Annotated in this window: 17 protein-coding genes and 1 pseudogene; 5 read left to right on the forward strand and 13 right to left on the reverse strand. The window is 66.1% G+C overall.

What is annotated here, in order from left to right:
- Positions 1 to 41: 41 nt before the first annotated feature.
- On the forward strand, positions 42 to 971 hold the full coding sequence (locus CHB99_RS22875) for a LysR family transcriptional regulator (protein ID WP_042129721.1): 930 nt from the start codon (positions 42 to 44) through the stop codon (positions 969 to 971).
- A gap of 33 nt (positions 972 to 1,004) precedes the next feature.
- Here CHB99_RS22875 and CHB99_RS22880 read toward each other — a convergent pair whose 3' ends face one another.
- Positions 1,005 to 2,309, reverse strand: coding sequence for a PDZ domain-containing protein (locus tag CHB99_RS22880; RefSeq protein ID WP_084702986.1), 1,305 nt, complete (start codon positions 2,307 to 2,309; stop codon positions 1,005 to 1,007).
- Between the two features lie 279 nt (positions 2,310 to 2,588).
- Here CHB99_RS22880 and CHB99_RS22885 point away from each other — a divergent pair, with 279 nt between their 5' ends.
- Complete coding sequence (locus CHB99_RS22885; protein ID WP_042129718.1) at positions 2,589 to 2,846, forward strand: hypothetical protein; 258 nt, start codon at positions 2,589 to 2,591, stop codon at positions 2,844 to 2,846.
- 50 nt (positions 2,847 to 2,896) lie between these two features.
- Here the strand turns inward: CHB99_RS22885 and CHB99_RS22890 are convergent, their stop codons facing one another.
- The 4 genes and pseudogenes from CHB99_RS22890 to CHB99_RS22905 all read right to left on the reverse strand — a co-directional run.
- A complete protein-coding gene (locus tag CHB99_RS22890) occupies positions 2,897 to 5,407 on the reverse strand; it encodes a TonB-dependent siderophore receptor (RefSeq protein WP_042129716.1) in 2,511 nt (836 codons plus the stop codon).
- Positions 5,408 to 5,512: 105 nt separating this feature from the next.
- On the reverse strand, positions 5,513 to 6,475 hold the full coding sequence (locus CHB99_RS22895) for a FecR domain-containing protein (protein ID WP_245655666.1): 963 nt from the start codon (positions 6,473 to 6,475) through the stop codon (positions 5,513 to 5,515).
- A complete protein-coding gene (locus CHB99_RS22900) occupies positions 6,472 to 6,987 on the reverse strand; it encodes a sigma-70 family RNA polymerase sigma factor (protein WP_042129711.1) in 516 nt (171 codons plus the stop codon). The genes CHB99_RS22895 and CHB99_RS22900 overlap by 4 nt, the downstream gene beginning before the upstream one ends.
- A 67-nt stretch (positions 6,988 to 7,054) precedes the next feature.
- Positions 7,055 to 7,210 (reverse strand): annotated as a pseudogene (locus tag CHB99_RS22905) (XRE family transcriptional regulator); the annotation flags it as partial.
- 451 nt (positions 7,211 to 7,661) lie between these two features.
- Here CHB99_RS22905 and CHB99_RS22910 point away from each other — a divergent pair.
- Positions 7,662 to 8,474 (forward strand): aminoglycoside phosphotransferase family protein, encoded by an 813-nt coding sequence (locus tag CHB99_RS22910; RefSeq protein ID WP_042128624.1) that lies wholly within the window; start codon positions 7,662 to 7,664, stop codon positions 8,472 to 8,474.
- Here the strand turns inward: CHB99_RS22910 and CHB99_RS22915 are convergent.
- Both CHB99_RS22915 and yfcF read right to left on the reverse strand, forming a co-directional pair.
- Positions 8,438 to 10,177, reverse strand: coding sequence for a SulP family inorganic anion transporter (locus tag CHB99_RS22915; protein ID WP_042128615.1), 1,740 nt, complete (start codon positions 10,175 to 10,177; stop codon positions 8,438 to 8,440). The genes CHB99_RS22910 and CHB99_RS22915 overlap by 37 nt on opposite strands.
- 131 nt (positions 10,178 to 10,308) lie before the next feature.
- Positions 10,309 to 10,941, reverse strand: coding sequence for a glutathione transferase (gene yfcF / locus CHB99_RS22920; protein WP_042128613.1), 633 nt, complete (start codon positions 10,939 to 10,941; stop codon positions 10,309 to 10,311).
- A 227-nt stretch (positions 10,942 to 11,168) separates the two neighbouring features.
- Here yfcF and CHB99_RS22925 point away from each other — a divergent pair, with 227 nt between their 5' ends.
- Entirely contained in the window at positions 11,169 to 11,651 is a 483-nt protein-coding gene (locus CHB99_RS22925; RefSeq protein WP_042128611.1) for a hypothetical protein, read from the forward strand.
- Between the two features lie 55 nt (positions 11,652 to 11,706).
- Here CHB99_RS22925 and CHB99_RS22930 read toward each other — a convergent pair whose 3' ends face one another.
- The 6 genes from CHB99_RS22930 to CHB99_RS22955 all read right to left on the reverse strand — a co-directional run bounded on the left by CHB99_RS22930 (position 11,707) and on the right by CHB99_RS22955 (position 21,777).
- Positions 11,707 to 14,691, reverse strand: coding sequence for an autotransporter outer membrane beta-barrel domain-containing protein (locus CHB99_RS22930; protein ID WP_042128609.1), 2,985 nt, complete (start codon positions 14,689 to 14,691; stop codon positions 11,707 to 11,709).
- A gap of 119 nt (positions 14,692 to 14,810) precedes the next feature.
- A complete protein-coding gene (locus tag CHB99_RS22935) occupies positions 14,811 to 16,424 on the reverse strand; it encodes a GMC family oxidoreductase (RefSeq protein WP_042128607.1) in 1,614 nt (537 codons plus the stop codon).
- A gap of 54 nt (positions 16,425 to 16,478) precedes the next feature.
- A complete protein-coding gene (locus tag CHB99_RS22940; protein ID WP_042128605.1) occupies positions 16,479 to 17,696 on the reverse strand; it encodes a mandelate racemase/muconate lactonizing enzyme family protein in 1,218 nt (405 codons plus the stop codon).
- Between the two features lies 1 nt (position 17,697).
- Positions 17,698 to 19,020: an MFS transporter gene (locus CHB99_RS22945; RefSeq protein WP_042128603.1), complete on the reverse strand. Its 1,323-nt coding sequence runs from the start codon at positions 19,018 to 19,020 to the stop codon at positions 17,698 to 17,700.
- Positions 19,021 to 19,121: 101 nt separating this feature from the next.
- Positions 19,122 to 20,546 (reverse strand): aldehyde dehydrogenase, encoded by a 1,425-nt coding sequence (gene aldA, locus CHB99_RS22950; RefSeq protein WP_042128601.1) that lies wholly within the window; start codon positions 20,544 to 20,546, stop codon positions 19,122 to 19,124.
- 298 nt (positions 20,547 to 20,844) lie between these two features.
- Positions 20,845 to 21,777 (reverse strand): LysR substrate-binding domain-containing protein, encoded by a 933-nt coding sequence (locus CHB99_RS22955; protein WP_042128599.1) that lies wholly within the window; start codon positions 21,775 to 21,777, stop codon positions 20,845 to 20,847.
- Between the two features lie 195 nt (positions 21,778 to 21,972).
- On the opposite strand from CHB99_RS22955, the gene CHB99_RS22960 reads away from it, so the two are divergent.
- Entirely contained in the window at positions 21,973 to 23,151 is a 1,179-nt protein-coding gene (locus CHB99_RS22960) for a hypothetical protein (protein ID WP_042128597.1), read from the forward strand.
- The last annotated feature ends 10 nt before the right edge of the window (positions 23,152 to 23,161 follow it).

Consider the following 23,161-nt stretch of genomic DNA (forward strand, 5'->3'; position numbering starts at 1 on the left):
CTGCTGCTGCCCTTCCCTCGCATACGACTGTAGTTCTGTTCATGATCGATTTGAGACACCTGCGCACCATCGAGGCCCTGCGGGAAACAGACAGCCTGCACGAAGCCGCCGAACGCCTGCACCTGACGCAGTCGGCGCTGTCCCATCATTTCCGCGAGATGGAAGAGCGCATCGGCATGCCGGTGTTCGTGCGCAAATCCAAGCCCGTGCGCTTTACCAACGCCGGCCTCAAGCTGCTGCAACTGGCAGGACAGGTGCTGCCGCTCATTCGCACCGCGGAGCGCGAACTGGGCAGGCTGGCGGGAGGCACCGCCGGACGGCTGCACATCGCGATCGAATGCCACAGCTGCTACCAGTGGCTGATGCCCTCGGTGGACGAATTCCGCAGCGCCTGGCCGGAAGTCGAGCTGGACCTGGCGTCGGGGTTTTCCTTCGCGCCCTTGCCGGCGCTGGAACGCGGTGATCTCGACCTGGTGGTGACGTCCGACCCCGTGCCCCTGCCAGGGATCACCTATGTGCCGCTGTTCGGTTACGAAGCCATGCTGGCCATCGACAAGCATCATGTCCTGCGCGACAAGGCCTGGCTGGAGCCTGGCGACCTCGCCAGCCAGACCCTGATCACCTACCCGATCGAACGCAACCGCCTGGATATCTTCACCCGCTTCCTCGACCCGGCCGACATCGAACCCGCCCAGGTGCGCACCTCGGAACTGACGGTGATGATGATGCAACTGGTGGCCAGCGGCCGCGGCGTGTGCTGCCTGCCGAACTGGGCCGTGCACGAGTACACCTCGCGAGGCTATGTCATCGCCAGGCGCCTGGGGCAGAACGGCCTGCAGGCCAGTCTGTTCGCGGCGGTCCGCAGCGACATGCTCGACGTGCCCTACGTGAGTGATTTCCTGCTTACGGCAAAGGACATTTCCTTCGCGACGCTGGAAGGCGTCAATGCGGTGGCGGCGGTCGCGGTCTGATCGATGGACCGCGCCGCCACTCGGCCCGGCCCATCAGTCTCCGTTCAAGACCAGCTTCAGTTCCTTCCGGCCCTGGTCACGCCACACCACCACCGAGGCGTTGTAGCCCTTGCGCGTTTTCGAGGCGACCGCGGCGAAGTCATCCGGCGAGCCGATTTCCTGTCCGGACACTTCGAGAATCACGTCCAGCGCCTTGAGGCCCGCGCGTTCGGCCTGTCCGCCCTTGCTGGTCTCGACCACCCAGGCACCCTTGGCTTCGACCAGGCCCACGGCCTTGGCGTAGTCGGGGCTGAGGCTCGCCAGTTGCATGTCCAGCAGTTGTGGACTCGCCGCCGGTTGCGCGCGGCTGGCCGTGCGGGTCGCGGGTACCGTGGAGGGCTTGCGCGGGCCGACCTGCACCGGCACGTCGATGAAGCCGTTGCCTCGCCAGACCTTGAGCATCGCGGTCGAACCCGTGTCCAGCTTGCCGATGGCGACGAGGAACTCTTCGGCGTCGGTCACCGGCGTGGCGTCCACCGAAACCACCACATCGGCGAACTTCAGCCCCGCCCGCTCGGCGTTGCCACCCGGCAGCACGCTCTGCACGGAAGCCCCCTGGGCCGGCATGTTCAGGCGTGACGCCTTCACCGGGTCCATGCTGCTGACGGGGGCGCCGATGCGTCCCGCGCCATTGCCATTCCAGGCGGGACAGTCGCGGCTGTCGAAGACCTTGCGCACGGCCACGCGCTTGTACGCGCCCCAGGCCTGGGCTTCAGGGGTCGTGAGGTCCTCCATTGCCCGGCTGTAGACCAACGCCTGGTTGAGGTAGTCGCAGGAGCGGTTCTGATAGCGCGCGGGCGTTTCCTGGGCGATCCACCCCGCCAGCGAGGTTTGTGGCAAGCCCGTCGGGGAGACACTGCCCCACCCCGGGGAAGGGTTCGCCAGCACCGCGGCGAAACTCGCCGGGTCACGTTCCACCGGCGCCGCGGCGGGAGACGCAGGATCGGCCGTGGCCATCGCCTGCGGCACGGCGCAGCCCTTTTCGCCGATCACCTGCTGCGCTGCTTCCAGCGCCGGCCGGCCACCCCAGCTGTTGGGGTCGCGGGCCACGGAAGCCATACGCTCCGGCCAGAAGGCGGTGATCTGGGCGCAGGTCTCGCCGCGGTACTCGTTGATGAAGACGTTCTTCATGTCCGCATCGAGCTGGGCCTTGTACTCGGCCTCGGTCGGACCCGCCGCGGCGGCGGCATACATGATCGGATCGGTGATGATGGAAATCGGGTCCAGCACGCAGCCGCCGAGCAACGTGAAGGTGGAACCCAGCGCCATGGCGCGCGAAACGGCAACGACGTCACTCATGGAGTTGAACGGTTTCAAGTTGGCGACCCTCCCCAGGGCAAACTGACATCATGTCTTACCGCTGCTTGTCCAGCATAGAGGGCATGGGCGGAATTTCCCTGCGCATCCTGCACTGCGTCGAAAAGGGGGGGCGTCAGCGTCGCCCCGGAGAGCGTAGCGGCCAACGCCGGCCTCAAGCCGATGGACGTCATCCTGGTGGCGGAACCCCCGGGCGTGGTCTAGTGTGCCGTTCAAGAGCCCGTTCCACGGGCTGTTGAGCCCATGCCCGGGGAAACAGTCATGAAGGCCACCCTGATCACCGCGTTGCTGCTGGGCATCCTCGGTGCCCACCTCGCCTTCGCCACCCTCGACGCCTCCCGGGCACCGGACGGCATCCTCCCCGACGACCTGCTGGACAAGCAGAACTGCCGCTACTTCGAACAGCAATGCCGCAGAAAGGGCGGACAGGATTGCACGAACCGGTGTGGCACCATCGCGGCCGGCAAGCGCGTCGCCTGGCCCGATCTGGCCAACCCGCCGGTGCTGGCCGGCAAATGAAACGGGGCCGCGGAAGCGGCCCCGTCGACGACAGCGAAGCGCATCCGCGATCAGAAGGTACCCTTGAGCGTCACCATGAAGTTGCGTGGCTCACCATAGAAGTTGCCCCACGAAACCGCGCCCACGCTCTGGTAGTACTTCCTGTCGAGCAGGTTGTTGCCATTGAGCGCGACCGACCAGTGATCGTCGATGCGGTAGCCGATGCGCCCGCTCCAGATGGCGTAGCCGGACTGCACCGACTCCACCGCCGGCCGCACGTTGGCGTCACGCACCGAGACGTCGCTCTGCGCGGTGACCCCCGCCCCGACACTGAAGCGCTCCAGCGCACCGCTCAACTGATAGTCGGACCACAGGCGGAACAGGTGGCGCGGGAAGTAGCTGACCGTGAACGTCGGCTCCTGCGGATTGGCGTTGGCGCTGTCCAGGTACTTGGTCTGGGTATAGGTGTAGCCCGCCAGCACCTGCAGGCGGTCGATCACCTCGCCGCTGATTTCCGCCTCGAAGCCCTGCGCCCGCACCTTGCCCGCGTCGGTGTAGCAGTAGCCGTCCGACGAGCCCGGGCAGGAGGTGTTGTAGTTGGCCTCGGCGCGATGTTCCTCGACGGTGCGGAACAGGTTGAAGGCGGTATTGACCCGGCCGTCCAGCAGCTCACCCTTGATCCCGACCTCGTAGCTGGCGCCGGTCTTGGGCTGCAGCGGGCTGCCGGACGCGTCGGTGTAGGTGCTCTGCGGCTGGAAGATATCGGCGTAGCTGGCATAGACCGACCACTGCGCGTCGAGGTCGTAGATCAGCGCGGCGAACGGCGTGACCTGGCCGTTTTCCTGGCTGCGGTCGTGCTGCCAGTAGTCCCAGGCCTGGGTGTAGGAGTCGCGGCTGTTGCGGTACCAACTGACCCGGGTGCCGAGCACCGCGGTCAGCGGCTCGGCCAGTTTCAGGCGCAGGGTGGCATAGGTGCCGAACTGGCGGGTGTCCGACTCGGTGGGGTGCGGACCGCCACGGTAGGAGTTCGGCGGGTAGTAGCTGTCCGGCGGCTGCGGCAGGTGGGCGTCGGGGTTGAACGGATCCTGGGACACCCCGAGCAGGCCGCTCATGTTGATCAGCGCCCAGTGGTCGCGGGTCTGGGCACGGCTGGCATTGGCGCCGACGACCAGTTCGTGGCGCAGGCCGAAAGCATCGAACTTGCCATTCAGGTAGGCATCGAAGCCGTAGTCGCTCTGGTCGTAGTCGAACACCCCGGAATACACCCCGGACGGCGCCGTGGTCGCGCCCGGCGTGACGCCGCCGCGGGTCTCCGACAGGGCGTACTTCATGTCCTGGTCGTTGTGGGTCCAGACGCCGGCGAACTTGAAGGCCCAGTCCTCGTTCAACTGGTGCGACAGATCGGCGAACAGCGTGGTGCGCTCGCTTTCCCAGCTGTTCCAGGACGCGCCGAGGCAGGTGGAGCGGCTGAGCTTGAGGTCCTTGCCGTTGCTGTAGCGCGGCAGGCCATGCCAGCACGGGGTGGCATCGAGCCGCTCATAGGCGACGCCCAGGCCCAGGGTGGTGTCCGCCGTGATGTCGTAGTCGAGGGCGCCATAGAGGATCTGGTCGTCACGCTGACCGAGGTCGTAGAAGTACTGGCGGTCCTGCAGCGCGACCACCGCGCGGCCACGCAGGGTGCCCGATTCGTTGAGCGGGCCGCCGCTGTCGACCTGACCGCGGTAGTTGTCCCAGGAGCCGGCCGACAGCGTCACGCTGGTGGTCGGCGTCGCCTGGCCACGCTTGCGCACGAAGTTGACCCCGCCGGCCGAACTGCCGGTGCCCTTCATCATCCCCGCCGTGCCCTTGAGCACCTCGACCCGGTCATAGAAGGCCATGTCGCCGGAGAAACTGTTGGCCTGCACGTACTCGCCGCCAACATCCAGCGGCACGCCGTCGTACTGGTACTGGCCCTGCATCATGAAGCCGCGCGAGTAGAAATACTTGCCGCCCATGGGCGACTCGTACACGGCGATGCCCGGGGTTTTCTCCATGGCCTGGTCGATGGTGGTGACGTTCTGGTCATCCATGTACTTGCGGGTGAGCACCGTCACCGACTGCGGGGTCTCGCGCAGCGTATGGGTGCCTTTGCCGAGGGTCAGGGCGCGGGCGGCATAGGCCTGGGTGCCTTCGCTGGTAGCGTCCAGACGCTGGCCGGAAACGCTGGTGGCATCCAGCTCCAGGGCCCCCTGCTCACTCGGCAGCGGGCGCAGCGCATAGCTGCCATTGCTCTGCGGCACCACGCGCAGGCCGGTGCCCTGGAGCAGCACGGCAAAGCCCTGGGCGACGCTGTAGCGTCCGTGCAGACCGGCGGACTGACGGCCCTGGATCAGCGCCGCGTCGAACGACAGGGCATTGCCCGAGGCCGAGGCGAAGGCACTGAGCACCGCGGTCAGGCTGCCGGCGGGAATCTGGTAGTTCTGCTCGGCGCTGGCTTCGACGGCGCTGGCCACGCTCGGCAAGGCGAAGCCGGCCAGGGCGCAGCAGCTCAGGCGAATGGCGATGGCCAGCGGCTGGAGCCGGCGGGCGTGCGGGTACTTCATGGTGTTCCTCCCCAGGAGCAAAGTGTGCGAACGGCACGTGTCTGAGGATTGGCCGAGCGGGATGGGCAAACAGTGCAAGTCGCCAATGATTTTTTTCGCAATCGCCTACGCCTGGGCCGGCAGCACGCTGACCCAGTAGTCGGTACGGCGCACGATGCGCAGGCCGAAACCGCTTTCCAGCGCCGCCAGGGCGCGATCGGTGTCGTCCAGGGGGAAGGCGCCGGAGATCCGCAACCCGGCGATGGACGGGTCGCAACGCAACCAGCCACGGCGGTAACGCGACAACTCGTCGAGCAGATCGTCCAGCGGGCGCTGGATGGCGATCAGGCTGCCGTTGCGCCAGGACGCCACCGAGGCATCGCTGCGCCAGGGATCGCCCAGCCGGACACGGTCGAAACGCACCTGCTGGCCCGCCTCCAGACGCAGGACCCGCGCGCTGTCGGCGGGACGCACCTCCACGGCCTTTTCCAGCACCGCCACCTCGCAGAACTGCGCTTCGGTCTGCACGCTGAAGCGCGTGCCGAGGGCGCGCACCTGACCCTGGGGCGTCTCCACCAGAAACGGACGCCCCAGGGTATCGGCGGCGGTCTGCACCAGCACCCGGCCGCTGATCAGGCGCAGCAGGCGCAGGTCGGGGTCGAAGCGCACGTCCAGCGCCGAGCGGCTGTCGAGCAACACCTGGCTGCCATCGGCCAGCACCAGCGGGCGCCGTTCGCCGACGCCCGTGTGGTGACTGGCCAGCAGTTCCCTGCCCCACTCGCTGTGCCAGCCGCTGCCGCCGACGACTCCGACCCCGGCCAGCACCAGCAACTGCCGCAGGACCCGGCGACGGGACTCCCGGGAACCGTGCAACGCCGACGCCGCGATGTTGCCCGGCACGCCCTCGACCATGTGCCGCACCGCCTCCACCTGCTCCCAGGCCCGGCGGTGCAGCGGATCGGCGTTGTGCCAGTGTTGCCAGCGCTGGCGCTCGGCATCGCAGTCCAGCCCGGAAGACAGTCGCGCATACCACTGCGCCGCGCTGCGCAGGGCTTCGCGCTCCGCGGGTGCCAGCGGCGGCGGTGTCACAGCAGGCCCATCCGCATCAGGCAGCAATGTTCCATGGCCTTGGCCATGTGGTTGTTCACCGTGCGCAGGGAAATCCCCAGGCGCGCGGCGATCTTCGGATAACTCAGGCCCTCGAACTGCGACAGGATGAAGGTCTGGCGCACCGTGTCGCCGAGGCTGTCGAGCATGCGGTCGATCTCCATCAGGGTCTCGAGGACGATGGCCTGGGTTTCCTGCGACGGGTAGACCTCCTCGGGCAGCCCGGCCAGGGCCTCCAGATAGCTCTGCTCCAGGGCGCGACGGCGGAACAGGTCGATCACCAGGCCTTTGGCCACGGTGCTCAGGTACTGCCGTGGCTGACGGATGTCCAGGGCCTGGCGCGCCCTGATCACCCGCACGAAGGTGTCCTGGACCAGGTCGGCGGCATCGCTGCCGCAGTCCAGGCGCTTGCGCAACCAGCCACGCAGCCAGGTGCTGTGGGTCGCGTAGAGGTCGTGGGTGGCGGCACGCAGGGCGAGGTCGTCGGCGGACATGGGAACAGGTCACTAATGAGAATTAGTTGCAATTTGACCTTTTTGTCGCGGATTTGGCAATGGGACGTTACAACCGCCACAAGGAAGTCGCTTTCTGCTTCACCGTGAAGTCCACCTCCAAGCCTGCGCTGGACAGCAGATTCACCAGAGCATCCAGAGAGAATTTGTCGATCTTGCCGTTCAACAGCTCACTCAGCCGTAGCTGCGTCACATGCAGCCGCCGATCGGTTCAAATTCATTTGGCGTTCGGATCGAGCTGATCACAGCATAGGTATATACACATCTCTGAAAGCCTGGCGGAAACCGCATCAAGGCCGCCAGGTGCGTGCCTTGAGCCCTGCAATGCCCTCCAGATCGAGCGCCGCCCGCGCGGCGCATCGCGAGCGCGCTCGCTCCTACATTTGTTGCAACGTGCCTATGTCTGTCAGGCCATAGTTGACCGCCTTGTGTGTACGACGCGGTATCGCGTCGCCCCCAAAAGCTTCCCCGCGCTAGATCGCCAGGCACCAAGGCTGGCGACGCCGCTCTCACAGGCCATGGTACGTTGCAAAAAATGTAGGAGCGAGCGAGCTCGCGATGCGCCGCGCGGGCGGCGCTCTATCTTCAGAGCGCTGCAAGACTCAAGGCAGGCACCTGGCGGCCTTGAAACTCATTCCAATCCAGAGAACCCCATGATGTTTGACAATTTTCTTCAGCACTGGCACCTCACCCCCGACGGCCACCCCATCACCACCCACGGCGCCGACCTTCTCCCCGTCCGCCAGCACGGCCGGCCGGCCATGCTCAAGCTGGCCCACGAAGCCGAGGAACAGGCCGGCGCCCAGTTGATGATCTGGTGGAACGGCGACGGCGCGGCGCCCGTGCTGGCCCACGACGAACGCGCATTGCTGCTGCAGCGCGCCACCGGGCCGGCGTCCCTGACGAAGATGGTCAGGGACGCCGACGACGACCAGGCCACGCGCATTCTCTGCCGTGTGGCCGCCCGCCTCCACGCCCCACGGCCCCAGCCCCTGCCAGCACTGGTCCCGCTGACCCGCTGGTTCGACGCCCTGCTCAACGGCAGCCATGACCCACTGCTGCAAACCTGCGCCGCCACCGCCCGCGAACTGCTCGCCACCCCCCGTGACGTCACGGTGCTGCATGGCGACATCCACCACGGCAATGTCCTCGACTTCGGCCCGTCCGGCTGGCTCGCCATCGACCCCAAGGGCCTGTACGGCGAACGCGGTTTCGACTACGCCAATCTCTTCTGCAACCCCGATGGCCACAGCGCCCTGTTCCACTTCGCGCAACGCCTCGACACGGTCAGCAACGCCAGCGGCATCGAGCGCCGCCGCCTGCTGCAGTGGATCCTCGCCTGGGCCGGGCTCTCGGCCTGCTGGATGGACGAGGACGGCGGCGACCCCGCACACCTGCGCGAAGTGGCGAAGCTGGCCGCCGCGGCATTGAATCAGGGCGTCCAGTCCACCCGGTGCTCCTCTAGGTAGGCATCCACCGCCGCCCCCACCGTCGGCTGGAACACGTCATGGCCGATCCGTGCCAGCACCTCCAGGCGCTGCAGCTTGTCCTTGACCGGGTCTTTCATCTCGGCGAATCGCAGTTCGATGCCGTCCGCGTGCAGCAACTGCTGCAGCTCGATGAGCATGTCCGCCGAGGTCACGTCCACGCTGGTCACCGGCTCCGCGGCGATGACGATGCGCCGCACCGGAACCGGCGCCTGGCGCACTGCCTGCAGCACACAATTCTGAAACAGCTCGGCATTGGCGAAGAACAGCGGCGCGTCCCAGCGGAACAGCACCAGGCCGGGCACCAGGCGTGCCTGGGGATAGCGGCCGATATCGTGATAGCCACGAATGCCGTCGACCCGCCCCAACACCGCGTAGTGCGGACGCCAGCCGTCCCAGAGGAATTCGATCACGGCAATCACCACCGCCAGGCCGATCCCCGGTACCGCGCCGAGCACCACCACGCCGACGAAGCAGGTGATCGACAGCCAGAATTCCCATTGCTGGATGCGGTAGATGCGCCGCAGGTCCTTGAACTCGAACAGCCCCACGGCCGCCGCGATCACCACCGCGGCAAGGGCGCTGCTCGGCAGATGCCTGAGCAGGTCGTGGGCGAACAGCAGCAACAGGGCCACGCCAATGGCGCCGAACACGCCGGCCAGCTGGGTATGGGCACCGGCGGCCTCGGCCACTGGCGTGCGCGACGAACTGCTGCTGACCGGAATGCCCTGGAACAGCCCGGTGGTCAGGTTGGCCATGCCCAGGCCGATCATTTCCTGGTTGGCATCCACCGCTGTGCGGGTCCTGGCGGCGTAGGTCCGCGACAGCACGCTGGTGTCGGCGAAGGACACCAGGGCCACGGCGAAACCGCCGATCAGCACGGCCTGCAGGTCGGCGGCATCGATCAGTGGCAGGACGAAGTCCGGCAGGCCCTGGGGCAGCGAGCCCACCACCCGCACGCCATGCCTGGCCTCCAGGTCGAACCACCACGCGGTCAGGGTCGCGGCGACCACCGCGATGAGAATTCCCGGCACCCGCTCGAAGCGCTTGAGCAGCAGGATGATCGCCAGGCTGCCGCCGCCGATGGCGAAGGCATAGGCGTTGGCCTTGCCGTCGAGCAGCGCGCCGAACAGATGCCAGGTGTCCTGCAGCGGGCCGTCGCTGTCCAGGGAAATGCCGAACAGCCTGGGCGTCTGGCTGATCAGCACGGTCAGGGCGATGCCGTTCATGTAGCCGTAGCGGATCGGCTTGGACAGCAGCTCGGTGATGAAGCCCAGGCGCAGTATCCCCGCGCCCAGGCAGACCAGCCCCGAGACCAGGGCCATGGCGCTGGCGAGCAGGATGGCGCGCTGCGCATCGCCGCCGGACAGCGGCAGGACCACGGCGAGGATGATCGCCACCAGCGCCGAGTCGGGCCCGAGCACCAGGATGCGGCTGGGGCCGAACAGCGCATAGGCCAGCAACGGCACGATGGTCGCGTACAGGCCGTAGATGCCCGGCACGCCGGAAGCTTCGGCGTAGGCGATACCGACCGGGACCAGCATGGCGGTGAGGACCAGGCCGGCGAGCAGGTCCCGCGACAGCCAGGCGGGAGAGTAGTCGCGCAGTAGCTGCAGGCCCGGCAGCCAGCGACGCCAGTTACGGCGGGACAACGGGGCGGACGGGTTCGACGACGGCGGTTGCATTGCACTTCCTTGGCGGCACGAGGACGGAGCGGGAAATCTAGCAAGGATCGCTATCCCCCGCACCGCGCTCGATCAATGCCCGGAAGGTGACACCAGAATGGGCGCTGGTTCGCCCTCGCCCCCTGCCGCCCCTACAGCGCCGGCCGCTGCTTGTTCACCCACTCCTGCACCGAAGGCCGCTGCCACTGACGCGCGGCATAGGCGCGCAGGCGCTCCGGCAGCGGATCGCCATTGAGCGCCAGGCGATTGAGCATCACCGCCAGCTCCACGTCGGCGATCGACCACTGCCCGGCCAGATAGTCGCTGCCCTCCGGCAGCAGCGCCTCGGCGGCGCCGATCAGCTTGCGCGCGGCCGCCTGGCCCGCGGCGGACAGCGGACCCAGCTTGACCCCGTAGAACACCACCACGGTGCTGCGCTCCTCGCGGATCGGCACCAGGTCGCTGCGCAGCCAGGCCTGCACCTGGCGTACCCGCGCGCGCTCCTGCGGATCGCTCGGGTACACCGGATTGCCGGGATGCAGATCTTCCAGGTACTCGGTGATGGCCGAGGATTCGGAGAGCGCGAAACCGTTGTGCAGCAGGGTCGGCACGCGCTGGGTCAGGGACAGGCGGGTGTAGTCGTCGGCCTGGTTGGCGCCGTCGTCGAGGTCGACCAGGACGGTGTCGAAATCGAGGCCCTTCTCCCGAAGGGTGACGTACACCGACATGGCATAGGGGCTGGCATGGCGGGCATCGACATACAGGTGGAACTGCGGTTGGCTCATGACGCGATCTCCTTGTGCGATGTGTCCACGCTAGGAGGTTTGCGCCGGGAAATACAATTCAAGGTTTTCATGGGGGTATTCCGGGGGGGAATAGCGGAATCACACACCCACGCCAGTCGCTCAGATTTGCTCAGATTCGAATCGGGTCCCCATCCTAGTATCAGTGCAAACGTTCGAGTCCCATGTAACGTTTTCCGTGTTCAATCTTCGTACACAGGTGGATATCCGTGGCAACTTTCAAACTGAAACCTAGCAGCCCTGTACCTGGCACAGCCTACAAGTTCTACATCAGGAACCGCTCCAAGGTCATTGGCCTCTACTACGACATCGGCTTGATTACGCAGGGCTCGGAAGTGGACTGGAAGTCTGGGACGCCAAGTGGAATAGTGCGTATCGGCGGTTCGATGATATGCAGTTTCGATCTCAAGCGTTCGAAGCAGCAGATTGCAAATCCGCAGACGGCCATGCCGCAGATGCTGGAAGAACCGACCCTGTCGCTGTTCAATGTGCATAACACGCCGCTGTCCTTGCGATTCTGGAGGAATGGCATGGAGCAGCACATCAACTTGCTGAAGGACGGCCCCGTGGGGGTCTTCAGGGATGAGCCGACATTCAATGAAGCGATATTCCACAGATTCCGGTTCACGCTGACTTGCGATGACCATGACAACGATACCCAGAACATCTACTGCCAGCTGTACGACTACTGATTCACGCTGAAGCAGCGCTTGCGCGCTCGTTGGCACGCGCAAGCGCCAGGCTGACTCAGAACTTCAACTGCCACTGCCCCATCACGGCATGGTTGCGGCTGTTGCTGCCCAGCTCGCCGCTGTAGCCGAGTCCCACCGACTGCGTCGCGCTGAGGCCCAGTTCCAGTCCGGCTTCCAGCACCAGGCTGTCGCGATCCAGCGCGCTGCCCTCGACGCTGAAGGCATCGCCACCGGCGATGAACGCCTGGCGGGTGCGGCTATCGACTTCGCCGTACACATGGCGCCAGCCCAGGCTCGCCCGCGGGGTCAGGCTCATGCCGTTGTCCAGTTGCCCCAGATGGGCCACGCGCACGCCGAAGGTGCTGCTGACGTTGTCCTGGGTGTCCTTGTCCACCGCCAGCGCGGCATTGCCGCCCTTCTCGCGGTAGCCGTCGCGGTGATAGCGCTGGTAGCCGAGGTTGGCGAACGGCTCGGCGCTGAAGCGGCCGCTGCCCAGGGCATAACCCAGCTCGGCGAAGGCCTGCTGGCTGTCGGCGTCGTAACCGCCCTTGAGACGCTCGCTGAAGCCGTTGAAGCCGACATCGCGCTTGCTGTCGCCATCGTGACCGCTGTAGGCCGCGCCCAGGCGCAGGGCCAGCGGCCCGCTCTGGCGCGCGGCATACACGCCGGCGTGCCAGCTGTTGACCTTGCCATCCAGGCCGGTCGCGTCCAGACGGGTACGCGAATAGCCGCCCAGCACACCCAGGCGCCAGTCGCTGCCCACGGCCCAGTCCAGACCCATCACCGCACCACCGGTACGCTGTTCCAGGGCGCTGCCGCCGTGGCTGCCGTCGACCTTGCCGTAGCTGCCCAGGGCCTGCAGCCACAGGCGTCCGCGGGCATTCGGGTCATTGAGGTTGCGCACGCCCTGAGGCAGACCGGTGGCGGCCAGGACCGGCGTTTCCTGCGCGTTCAGCCCGACCAGCAGACCGGCATTGCTGCCCATCGATTGCATGGCGCCGAGCATGCTGCCGCCGACCTGGGCGCTGCCGCTCAGGGTGGCGCCGGCAAGATTGGCGCTGTGGCTACCGGAGAGCTGCTCGATGGCGCCGCCGGCGCTGCCGGTGGAAGTGTTGAGCAAGGCGTTGTACAGCCGGCTGTCGCTGCCCAGGCTGCCCAGCGCATGGGCAGCGGCGCCGCCGTTGGCGGTCTGGGTGTACTGCTCGAAGGTCACGTCGTTGCGGGTGTAGGTCAGGCCCACCGTGGTGTTGCTGTAGCTCAGGGTCGGGGTGAGGAAGGCGTAGTCGCTGACCACCTTGGCGAAAGTGCCATCCACCGCGCCGGCGGTGAGCACGGTGTACTGGCTCTTCCACGGATACTCGCCGGCCGAAGGTTGCACGTTGAGGGTGGCGCCGTTGAGGTGCGCGGTACCGGTCACGCTGATCGGCGCGCTGCTGCCGTCGGCATTGACGCCGTACATCAGGCTGGCACCGCGGCCGAAGTTCAGGTCGCCATTGACCCTGGCCACGCCCAGGCCGGTGTTGGTCAGCAGGCGGCCGTTCACTGTCAGGCCGCCCACCGAACCGCCGCCGGCGTACACGCCACCGGCCTCCACCCGCATGGCGCCGAGAATGCTGCCCTGGTTGATCAGGGTCGCGCCGGCCAGCACGCTGCCGCCCTGGCTGAAATCGTTGGTGCTGCCGAGGGTCCAGGCTCCGCCGCTGACCACCAGCTTCTCGAAGTTGGCGCTGTTGCCGAAGCGGCCACTGCCATTCAGGGTCAGGGTGTCGATGCCCTCGCCCGCGTCCACCAGGCCCGTGAACACGCCACCGGTGAGCACGGTCAGGCTGTCGTTGCCGGCGCCCAGGCTCAGGGCCAGGCCGTTGCCGCCGCTGATGCTGCCGCCGTTGATCACCGTATCGTCCCATTCGCCGATCAGCTTGATGCCGAAGCCACCCTCACCGGCAATGCGTCCCTGGTTGGTGATGCTGGTGCTGCCCTTGCCCGGGCCTTCGGCGCCATCGTCGACGAGGATGCCGTTGTCGACGCTGCGGATCACCCCGCTGGCGGTGTTGACGATGCTCCCGCCGCCCATGGCGATGCCTTCGCTGCCGTTGGGCCGGCCGCCGCTGTCGACCCCCTTGGCGCCCAGGCCCTGGATGGTGCCTTCGTTGTAGATGTGGCCGATCAGGTCGATATCGACGCCATCGCCATCGCCGTTGATCTTGCCGCTGGCAATGGCCCCGGTGATCACCCCGCCGGCGTAGTTGAACACCGTACCGGAACCGTCGGAACCGAAGCCCGAGCCGTTGCGTCCGGTGACCTCGCCGTGGTTGTACAGGGTCGCGTCGGTCTTCAGGTCGACGCCGTGGCGGTCGGCGCTGATGCTGCCGTAGTTGTAGACGGTGACGCCGGTGGAGGTGCCGATCTTGATGCCGTCGAACTTCTGGTCCTGGCCGTTCTTGTCCTGTGGCGCGGTGTCGGTGTAGATGCGCCCGTAGTTGGTGACGACGGCGTTGGAACCGGTCTTGATCGCGTCGTTGCCCACCGAATGGATCACCCCGCTGGCCTGGTTGACCAGCGTGGTGGTGAATTTCGGGTTGTTCAGGGTTTCCAGGTCGATGGCCTGGCCGTCGGTGATCGATTCGATGGTCCCGGCGTTGTCGATCTTCAGCGTGCCGCCCGCACTCGGGTTGGTCTGCAGGCGCAGGCCGTCGTTGGTTCCCTGGATCAGCGCGCCGGCCTTGTTGCTGATCACCCAGGCGCTGGCGTCCTCGCCCGCGTCCTTGCTGTCGATGCCACGGGCCACGGTGGAGCGGATCACCCCGGCGTTGCTCACGGTCATCGTCGTGCCGCTGGTTTGCTTGGGCAGGATCACACCGTCGTCCTTGCTGGAGACGATGCTGCCCTTGGCGGAGACGCTGAGGTTGTCGCCCTTCTTCAGTTCCAGGGTGTCGCTGGTGGCGCTGCTGATCGAGTAGTCCTTGGCCAGCACATTCGGCGTGAACGAGGCGCTGGCGAGGGCGACGCAGAGGGCAAGGCGGTGCGGCGTGAAGAGCATGGTTCGGCGGCCGTTGTCGTTATTGAAGGCCGCCGAGTATGGCCAGTCGATATTACGGTTTGACTGACTGGCTCCTGGCTCCTGTAGGAGCTGGCTTGCGCAGGCAAAGCCACCCCATCTCAGGCATCCGCCAGGATCAGGTCCGCCCCCTTCTCCGCCACCATCAGCACCGCCGCATGGGTATTGCCCGAGGTCACGTTGGGGAAGATCGACGCATCCACCACCCGCAGCCCGTCGAGGCCATGCACCTTGAGGCGCTTGTCCACCACCGAGGTCTGCTCGTCCGAGCCCATGGCACAGCTGCCGCACAGGTGATAGATCGACCCGCAGTTCTCGCGGAAGTACGCGAGCATCTGCTCGTCGCTGTCCACCGCCGGCCCCGGCAGCACTTCCTCGACGGTGATGCCCGCAAGCGCCGGCGCCTGCATGACCCGGCGCATCAGGCGGCTGCCCTGGATGGCCTCGTCGATATCCTTCGCGGTGCTCAGGTAGTTCGGATCGATCAACGCCGCATCCCGCGGGTTGCCCGAGGCAATCTCGACATGCCCGCGACTGCTCGGCCGGCACGGGTTGAAACACAGCAGGAAACCGGAGTACGGCTCGGGCTTGAGGCTGGCCTTGTTGTTCTTCGGGATCTGGTACGACAGCGGATTGAAGTACAGCTGCAGGTTGGGATTCTGCTCGTCTTCACTGCCCCGGAAGAAACCGCCCGCCTGGTTGACGCTCATCGCCAGCGCGCCCTTGCGCGTGAACAGGTACTGGATACCCAGCTTGAGCTGGCCGAGCAGCGAACCGAGCTCGTCGTTGAGGGTCGGCACATTGGCCTTGTAGTAGTAGCTGACGCACAGGTGGTCCTGCAGGTTGCGGCCCACCGCCGGCAGTTGCCTGACCTGGGCGATACCGTGCCTGTCCAGCAGCGCGCGATCGCCGACGCCGGACAGCTGGAGGATCTTCGGCGTATCCACCGCGCCGGCGCAGAGGATGACTTCCTTGCGCGCGGTGAAGCTGCGGCTGACCCCGTTCTGGCTGACCAGCACACCGATCGCCCGTTGCCCGGCCACATCGAACAGCACGCGGTCGACCAGAGCATGGTGCTCGACCTTGAGGTTCGCCCGCGCGAGCGCCGGATGCAGGTGGGCGAAACTGCTGGAGCAGCGCTGGCCGTTGCGGGTGTTGACGTCGTAGATACCCGCGCCCTCGAATTTCGGCCCGTTGAAATCGTCGCTGCGTGGGTAACCCAGCTCTTCGCAACCCTTGAGGAAGACGTCGCAGATCGGGTGGGTCTGGCCCTTCATCGGGGTGATGCTGATCGGGCCGCTGCCGCCGTGGTACTCGCTGTCGCCCAGCGGATGGTTCTCCAGCTTGCGGAAGTACGGCAGCACGTCCTTGAAGCCCCAGCCATCGTTGCCATTGGCCGCCCAGTCGTCGAAGTCATGGGCCTGGCCGCGCACGTAGATCATCGCGTTGATCGAGCCGGAGCCGCCCTGCACCTTGCCGCGTGGGGCATACAGGGCACGGTTGGCGAGCTGCCGCTGCGGCTGGCTGTAGTACATCCAGTTGAAGGTCGGGTTGTAGTACATCTTGGCGAAGCCGACCGGGATCCTGAACCAGAACGAGTCGTCCTTGCCGCCCGCTTCCAGCAGCAGCACCGAATGCTTGCCCGAGGCCGACAGGCGATTGGCGAGGACGCAACCGGCCGCACCGGCGCCGGCGATGATGTAGTCGTAAGTCATGCAAATTACCGCGTAAGTCGGGAAAAACAGCGCCCGTTGCCAGGCGCGAAGTTGTCAGCCCTTGGCCGGCGAAGTGTCGCGCACGTCCACCGGATCGGCCGCCATCTGCAGGTGCAGGCGCTGGCCGGTGTACGGCGTGTGCCTGCGCACCACGTCCATGTTCAGCTCCACACCCAGGCCCGGCTCGCTGGACGGGATGATGTAGCCGTCTTCCCACTGCAGCGGCTTGTTCAGCACCTCGGCGTGGAAGCCGCCCCAGGTCTCGATGCTTTCCTGGATCAGGAAGTTCGGCGTGCACGCCGCCAGCTGGAAGCTCGCCGCGGCGCCGATCGGGCCGTTGTACAGGTGCGGGGCGATCTGCGCGTAGTACACCTCGGCCAGGCTGGCGATCTTCTTCGCTTCCAGCAGGCCGCCGCAGCGCGCCACGTTCATCTGCAGGATCGACGCACCGCCGGCCTGCAGCAGCTTGAAGAACTCGTACTTGGTGGTCAGGCGCTCGCCGCTGGCGATCGGGATGCTGGTCTTGCCGGCGACCTGGGCCATGGCGTCTTCCTGGCCGGGCGGAATCGGTTCCTCGAACCACAGCGGGTCGTACTTCTCCAGGCGTTTGGCCAGGCGGATCGCCGAGGACGGCACCATCTGCCCGTGGGTGCCGAACAACAGGTCGCACTGGTTGCCGACCGCCTCGCGGATCCGCCGGCAGAAGGTCTCGCAACGGTCCAGCACTTCGAGGGAGAGCTGGTGCCCGGAATAGGCGGTGTACGGGCCGGCCGGGTCGAACTTCAGCGCGGTGAAGCCCTTGTTCATGTTCTGCACCGCGCACTCGGCGGCCAGGTCCGGGTCGTCGTAGTCGTACTCGCCCTTGCCGTTCAGCGGGTACAGGTAGGTGTAGGAGCGCAGGCGCTCATGCACCTTGCCGCCGAGCAGTTCGTAGACCGGCTTGTTCGCCGCCTTGCCGACGATGTCCCAGCAGGCCATTTCCAGGCCGCTGACCACGCCCATCATGGTCAGGTCGGGGCGCTGGGTGAAGCCGCTGGAGTAGGCCTGGCGGAAGAAGCGCTCGATGTGGTGCGGGTCCTGGTCGAGCAGGTAGCGCTCGAACACGTCCTCGATGATCGGCAGCATGGCCTTGGGGCCGAAGGTGGCGGCGTAGATCTCGCCGACGCCTTCGATGCCGCAGGCGGTGCGCAGTTTGACGAACAGCCAGTACATGCCGCCGATGTGCGGGGGCGGAACGGCGACGATATGGGTTTCGAGCGCGACGATTTTCATCTCAGGCACCTGTGTTCAGAAGACGTTGTGTGCGTTTGACCCGGCCGCGCAGAGCCACCGCGGCAAGGGTGCCGACCAGGCCCACGGCGCCGATGTAGCCGAAGTACAGCTTGTAGCCCAGGGCACCCGGGTAGTGTTCGGTGAGGTAGCCGTTGATCAGCGGAATGAAGGTGTCCGGCAGGTAACCCACCACCGAGACGATGCCGATGGCCAGGCCCGTGATGCGCAGCGGGATGGCGCAGGTATCCAGGATCGCCCAGTACAGGCCGCGGATCGCATAGGTCATCAGGCCGATGAAGATCACCGTGGCGATCAGCAGGCCGAGGCTGTTCAAGCCCGGGAACACGATCAGGCCGAACACGCCGAGGGTGGCCAGGAGCATGGCGACGATCAACACCGAGACGTTGCTGAACTTGTCCCCCAGCCAGCCACCACCGATGCCGCCGATGGGCCGCATCCACAGCTTGATGGTGGTGATGGTGCCGGCCATGACCGCGGTCATGCCGCTGCCCTGCAGGTAGTCGGAGAAGCTGTAGGTGGCCCAGAAGATGTGGTAGCCGCAGAACACGATGGCGGTGACCAGCCACAGCTCGGGGATCTTCACCAGGGTGGCGAGGTCACCCAGCAGGTTGTATTTGCCCTGCTCCACCGGCTGGGTGTCCTCCATGGACTTCGGGTCCTTGAGCAGCACCAGCACGCAGCCGATGGCGATACAGGTGAAGGAGTACAGGTAGACCACATGCCTGAAGCCTTCGGCCACCGACTCGCCGCGGGTTTCCGTGGCCATGGCGAACAGGGCCAGGGCGATGGTGGCCAGCAGTGCTTCGACCAGGCCGCGGCCGCCGTCGAGGATGCCGAAGAAACGGCCCTGCTCGGAGTGCCGGGCGATCATCTTGACCCGCTTGAGCACCGAGGCCCAGAAGGTCAGGCCGGTGGTCAGGCCCCAGCAGCCGAAGATCACCAGCAGACCACTCATGCCCGGCGCGGTGGCGTACCACAGGCCAAGGGCACCGGTGGCCACCAGCGAGAAGAAGATCAGAAAGCGCGGGGCGATGCGGTCGGCCAGCCAGCCGCTGGGCAGGTAGCTGAGCAGGAAGATCGTGCCGAGCATGGAGTACAGGTAGCCGAGCTCGGCGTGGTTGATCTGGAACACCTCCAGCATGGTGGTCTGGTAGACCTGGCGCAGGTAGAGGATGGGGTAGATCGCGCCGGCGGCGAGCACCAGCAGCATCAGTTGGAAATAGCGACTTCCCTTGTCGCTGTTGCCCGCGACGCGGGCAGCGGATCCCTGGACAGCGGCAGCATTGGCAGCATGCTTGGACATGGATGAGACCTCGGGCACCCCGCTGCGCGGGTGTGCCGGTTAATTGTTGTTATTGAGGGTGAAACGGCTGCACGCAGTCCGTGCAGCTTGCTACGCAATGGTCAGTAGTTCATGACCACCAGTCGGGTCTGGGTGAATTCGAGCATCCCGTGCTTGCCGTCGTCGCCGCCCAGGCCCGAGCGTTTCCAGCCGGCGTGGAAGCCCTGGTAGGGGTCGGCCGGGGTGCGGTTGACGTACAGCTCGCCGGCCTCGATGGCGGCGGCGACTTTCATCGTGGTGCGGTAGTTCTCGCTGAACAGCACCGAGGACAGGCCGAACTGATGGTCGTTGGCCATCTCCAGGGCCTGGTCGATGTCGTGATAGCTCAGCAGCGCCAGCACCGGACCGAAGGTTTCCTCCTGGACGATCTCCATGTCCTGGCGGCAGTGGCTGAGCAGGGTCGGCGGGTAGAAATGCCCCGGCCCTTGCGGAATGAAGCCGCCGGTCTCCAGCACCGCGCCGGCGGCGACGGCGCGCTCGACCATGGCGTGGATGTTGCGCCGAGCCGCGGCATTCACCAGCGGGCCCATGCGCTGCGGGTCCTCGGCCCGGTCGCCGAAGCGCACCGCGGCGAACTTTGCCTTGAGCAGCGCCAGCAGGTGCTCATGCACGCTTTCGTGGACGTAGACCCGCTCCACCGCCGTGCACAACTGGCCGCAGTGGGTGGTCTTGGACGCGACGATGGCGCTGGCGGCCTGTTCCAGGTCGGCGTCGGCCTCGACGATCACCGGGGTCTTGCCGCCCAGTTCCAGGGATGGCTTGGCGATGTTTTCCTTGCAGTAGTCGAGAACGATGCGTCCCGCGTTGACGCTGCCGGTCAGGGTGATCAGGCCCACCGCCTTGTGCGTGCACAGGCTGGCGGCGGTGGCGTGGTCCATGGTCAGGATGTTCAGCACCCCCGCCGGCAGGCCGGCCTGCTGCGCGGCGCGGGCGATTTCGAAGGCCGACAGCGGGGTGTTGTTGCTCGGCCGCACCACCACGGTATTGCCGGTGATCAGCGCCGGGGCGATCTTGCGCAGCAGGGTGTAGACCGGGTAGTTGAAGGGGATCAGGCAGGCCACCACGCCGATCGCCTCGCGGTGCAGGAACAGGCGTTCGTCGGGGCTGTCGCTGGGGATGATCTCGCCTTCGATACGGCGTGCCCATTCGGCGTGATAGCGGGTGATCTGCGCCGCGTAGCGGGCTTCGTTGCTGGCGTCTTCCAGGCTCTTGCCGGACTCGGCGGCCAGGGCTTCGCCGATCGGCACGGCACGGGCTTCGAGGGCATCGGCGAAGGCGCGCAGGTAGTCACCGCGCTGGATGCTGGTCAGCTTGCCCCAGGTCTTCTGCGCGGCGGCCGCGGCGGCAACCGCGTTGATGGCCTCGCGGGCGGTAGCGGCCGCGACCTCACCGACCAGGGTCTCGGTGGCCGGGTCGTACACCGCGATCCGTGCCGTGCCGGCAGGCTCGATGAAGTGGCCATCAACAAAATTTCGCTCGATTCGCATCGCAATCCGCCCATCGTTGTCGCGTTGTTATTGACGGGCAGTGTTGTGATTCGGCGGGGGTTGGACAAACGATGAATTTCGCGGGGGAACATTCGAAAAAGGCATGTTACTGACTTCGCGGCGTGACATCTGTAGGAGCTGGCTTGTCGTGTGACGAACCACTGCGAAGGAGCGCGCAGCGGTCCCGGTTCCCGATCTGCAGCCAGGAGAAAGTCATTGTGCTGGCTTTGGATCAGGAACCGGGACCGCTTTGCGGTCCTTCGCAGGCAAGCCAGCTCCTACAGTTCGCGCAAGCCCTTCAACCCGCCGGACTGGACGGCTCCAACTGCCGCTGCGCCAGCCAGATCTCTTCCTGCAACCACTGGTGGAACAGCTGCAACTGCGGCGCATCGCGCTGCTCCGGACGGGTCACCAGCCAGTACGACTGATGCCCCTCCACATGCACGTTCAACACCTGGGTCAACTGCCCGCTGGCCAGCTCCGGCGCGACCATGTGCCAGTCGGCGATGGTGATCCCCAGACCATCCACCGCCGCGCGAATCGCCAGGTCGAGCAGGTCGAACTCGTAGCCGCCCTGGGTATCCACGCCACTGATCCGCGCCGCGTCCAGCCAGTGCTTCCAGGTCAGGTAGCGCTGGTCCTCGCGGGCCAGCACATGGAGCAGGGTCATGCGGTTGAGGTCGACGCCCTGCCCCTCCTGCTCGCGGGCATACAACGACGGCGCGCACACGGCGATATGCCGCTCCTGGATCAGCAGCGAACTGTCCAGCCCGTCCCATTCGCCATCACCGAAGCGGATCGCGCAGTCGAGGGTGGCGGTCTCGGCCAGGCTGTCACGCAGTTGCGTGGTGATGCTCAGCTCCAACTCCGGATGGGCCTCGCGCAAGCGGCCCAGACGCGGCATCAGCCAGCGGCTGGTGAACGTCGGCGGGGCATTGAGGTGCAGACGGTTGGAATGGGTCTTCTGCTGGATACTGCGCACGGTCATCTCGATCTTGTCGAACGACTGGTGCAACGCGCGCAGCAGCACGCGCCCGGCGTTGGTCAGTTCGAGGTGATGGTGACGCCGCTGCAACAGGTTCTCGCCAAGCTGCTCCTCCAGTTGCCGCACCTGGCGGCTGACCGCGCTCTGGGTGACGTTGAGCAGCTCGGCGGCGCGGGTGAAGCTGCCGGTGCTGCCGGCCACTTCGAAAGCCTTGAGAGCATTGAGACCTGGCATTTTGCGTTTCATGGAAGGCGCTCGCTGGCGAAGGGGAAATGTGTGAAGTATCCCACGCCATGTAAGACACACCCCACAAGCTCATCAGAATTTTCTGCAAGTAACTTGCGTTTAACGCAGGTTCGCCCCGCCATTTAATCGTTTGTGGCCCACCGCCTCGCTGGCAACACTGCGCGCGTCTCACATAACAACAACGAGAGCCGCGCCATGCCCTTCCCCGCTTCACTGCGCCTGCAGTCCGTCTGTCTTGCCACCCTGTCCGCCCTCGCCGTGCCGGCGTTCGCCGTGCAGGTCACGGACAACCTCGACCTCGGCGGCGCCGTCCGCGCCCGCTGGGACTACGACCCGGACCGGGATATCCAGAAGTTCAACTTCGACACCGCCTTCCTTACCGCCAAGTACAGCTCCGACACCTGGATCGGCGCCGCCAAGTACCGTTTCTACGGTCGCGCCTACCCCTACAAGTACACCAACAACGTCGGCGACGTCGCATTCGCCGAAACCGCCTGGATCGGCTACCGGTTCAATCCGGAGCAACAGCTCCAGGTCGGCCTCAACCAGATTCCGTTCGGCCTGCAGCCGTACTTCGGCAGCACCTTCTTCGAAACCCTGGGCAACGTCATCGGCCTGGAGGACGTCGAGCAGATCGGCGCCAAGTACATCCAGCAGGCCGGCGCCTGGAACCTGCAGGCCGGCTACTACCTGCGCCCGGCCTGGCAGGGCAAGGGCACCAGCAACGGCCGCACCTACTCCACCGTGGTCTCCTCCGCCGACGCCTACGTCGAGGACGGCAGCGACAACCGCGAGCGCAACACCGCGGTCCTGCGCGTGGCGCGGTCGGTTGACCTGGGCGCGTGGAAATCCGAGGTCGGCGTGTCCGGCATGACCTCGACCCTGAAGAACAACGACACCCACGACGAGGGCCGGCGCAATGCCGTGGCCGTGCACTATCTGGGCAAGAACGGCCCCTGGGGCGTGCAGTTGATGGCGGCGCGGCAACAGATGTCGCCGCGCAACGAAGGCACTGACGAACTGGTCACCTTCGGCGGCTACGACGGCACCTTCAACGTCGCCAGCCGCGGCAATTTCTATGTCGCCGACCTCAGCTACGACGTCGACGGCAAGTACCTGTTCGACCAGCTCAGCGGCATCAAGCTGTACGCCAACTACAGCGCCTTCGACAAATCCGCGGCGGACTTCGACACCTCCGAGCGGCTGATCCTCGGCTCGTCGTTCTCCCTGAGCAAACTGTGGATCGCCACCGAATGGCTGGTCGGCAAGAACGACCCGTACATCGGCGGCAGCAGCTACACCCAGAGCCTGGGTGCCGGCGGCAGCGACCAATGGGAAAACCAGGTCTACGTGAACATCGGGTACTACTTCTAAGTTTCTTCCT

The organism is Pseudomonas japonica (assembly GCF_900188455.1).
In the GTDB taxonomy this organism is placed as follows: domain Bacteria; phylum Pseudomonadota; class Gammaproteobacteria; order Pseudomonadales; family Pseudomonadaceae; genus Aquipseudomonas; species Aquipseudomonas japonica.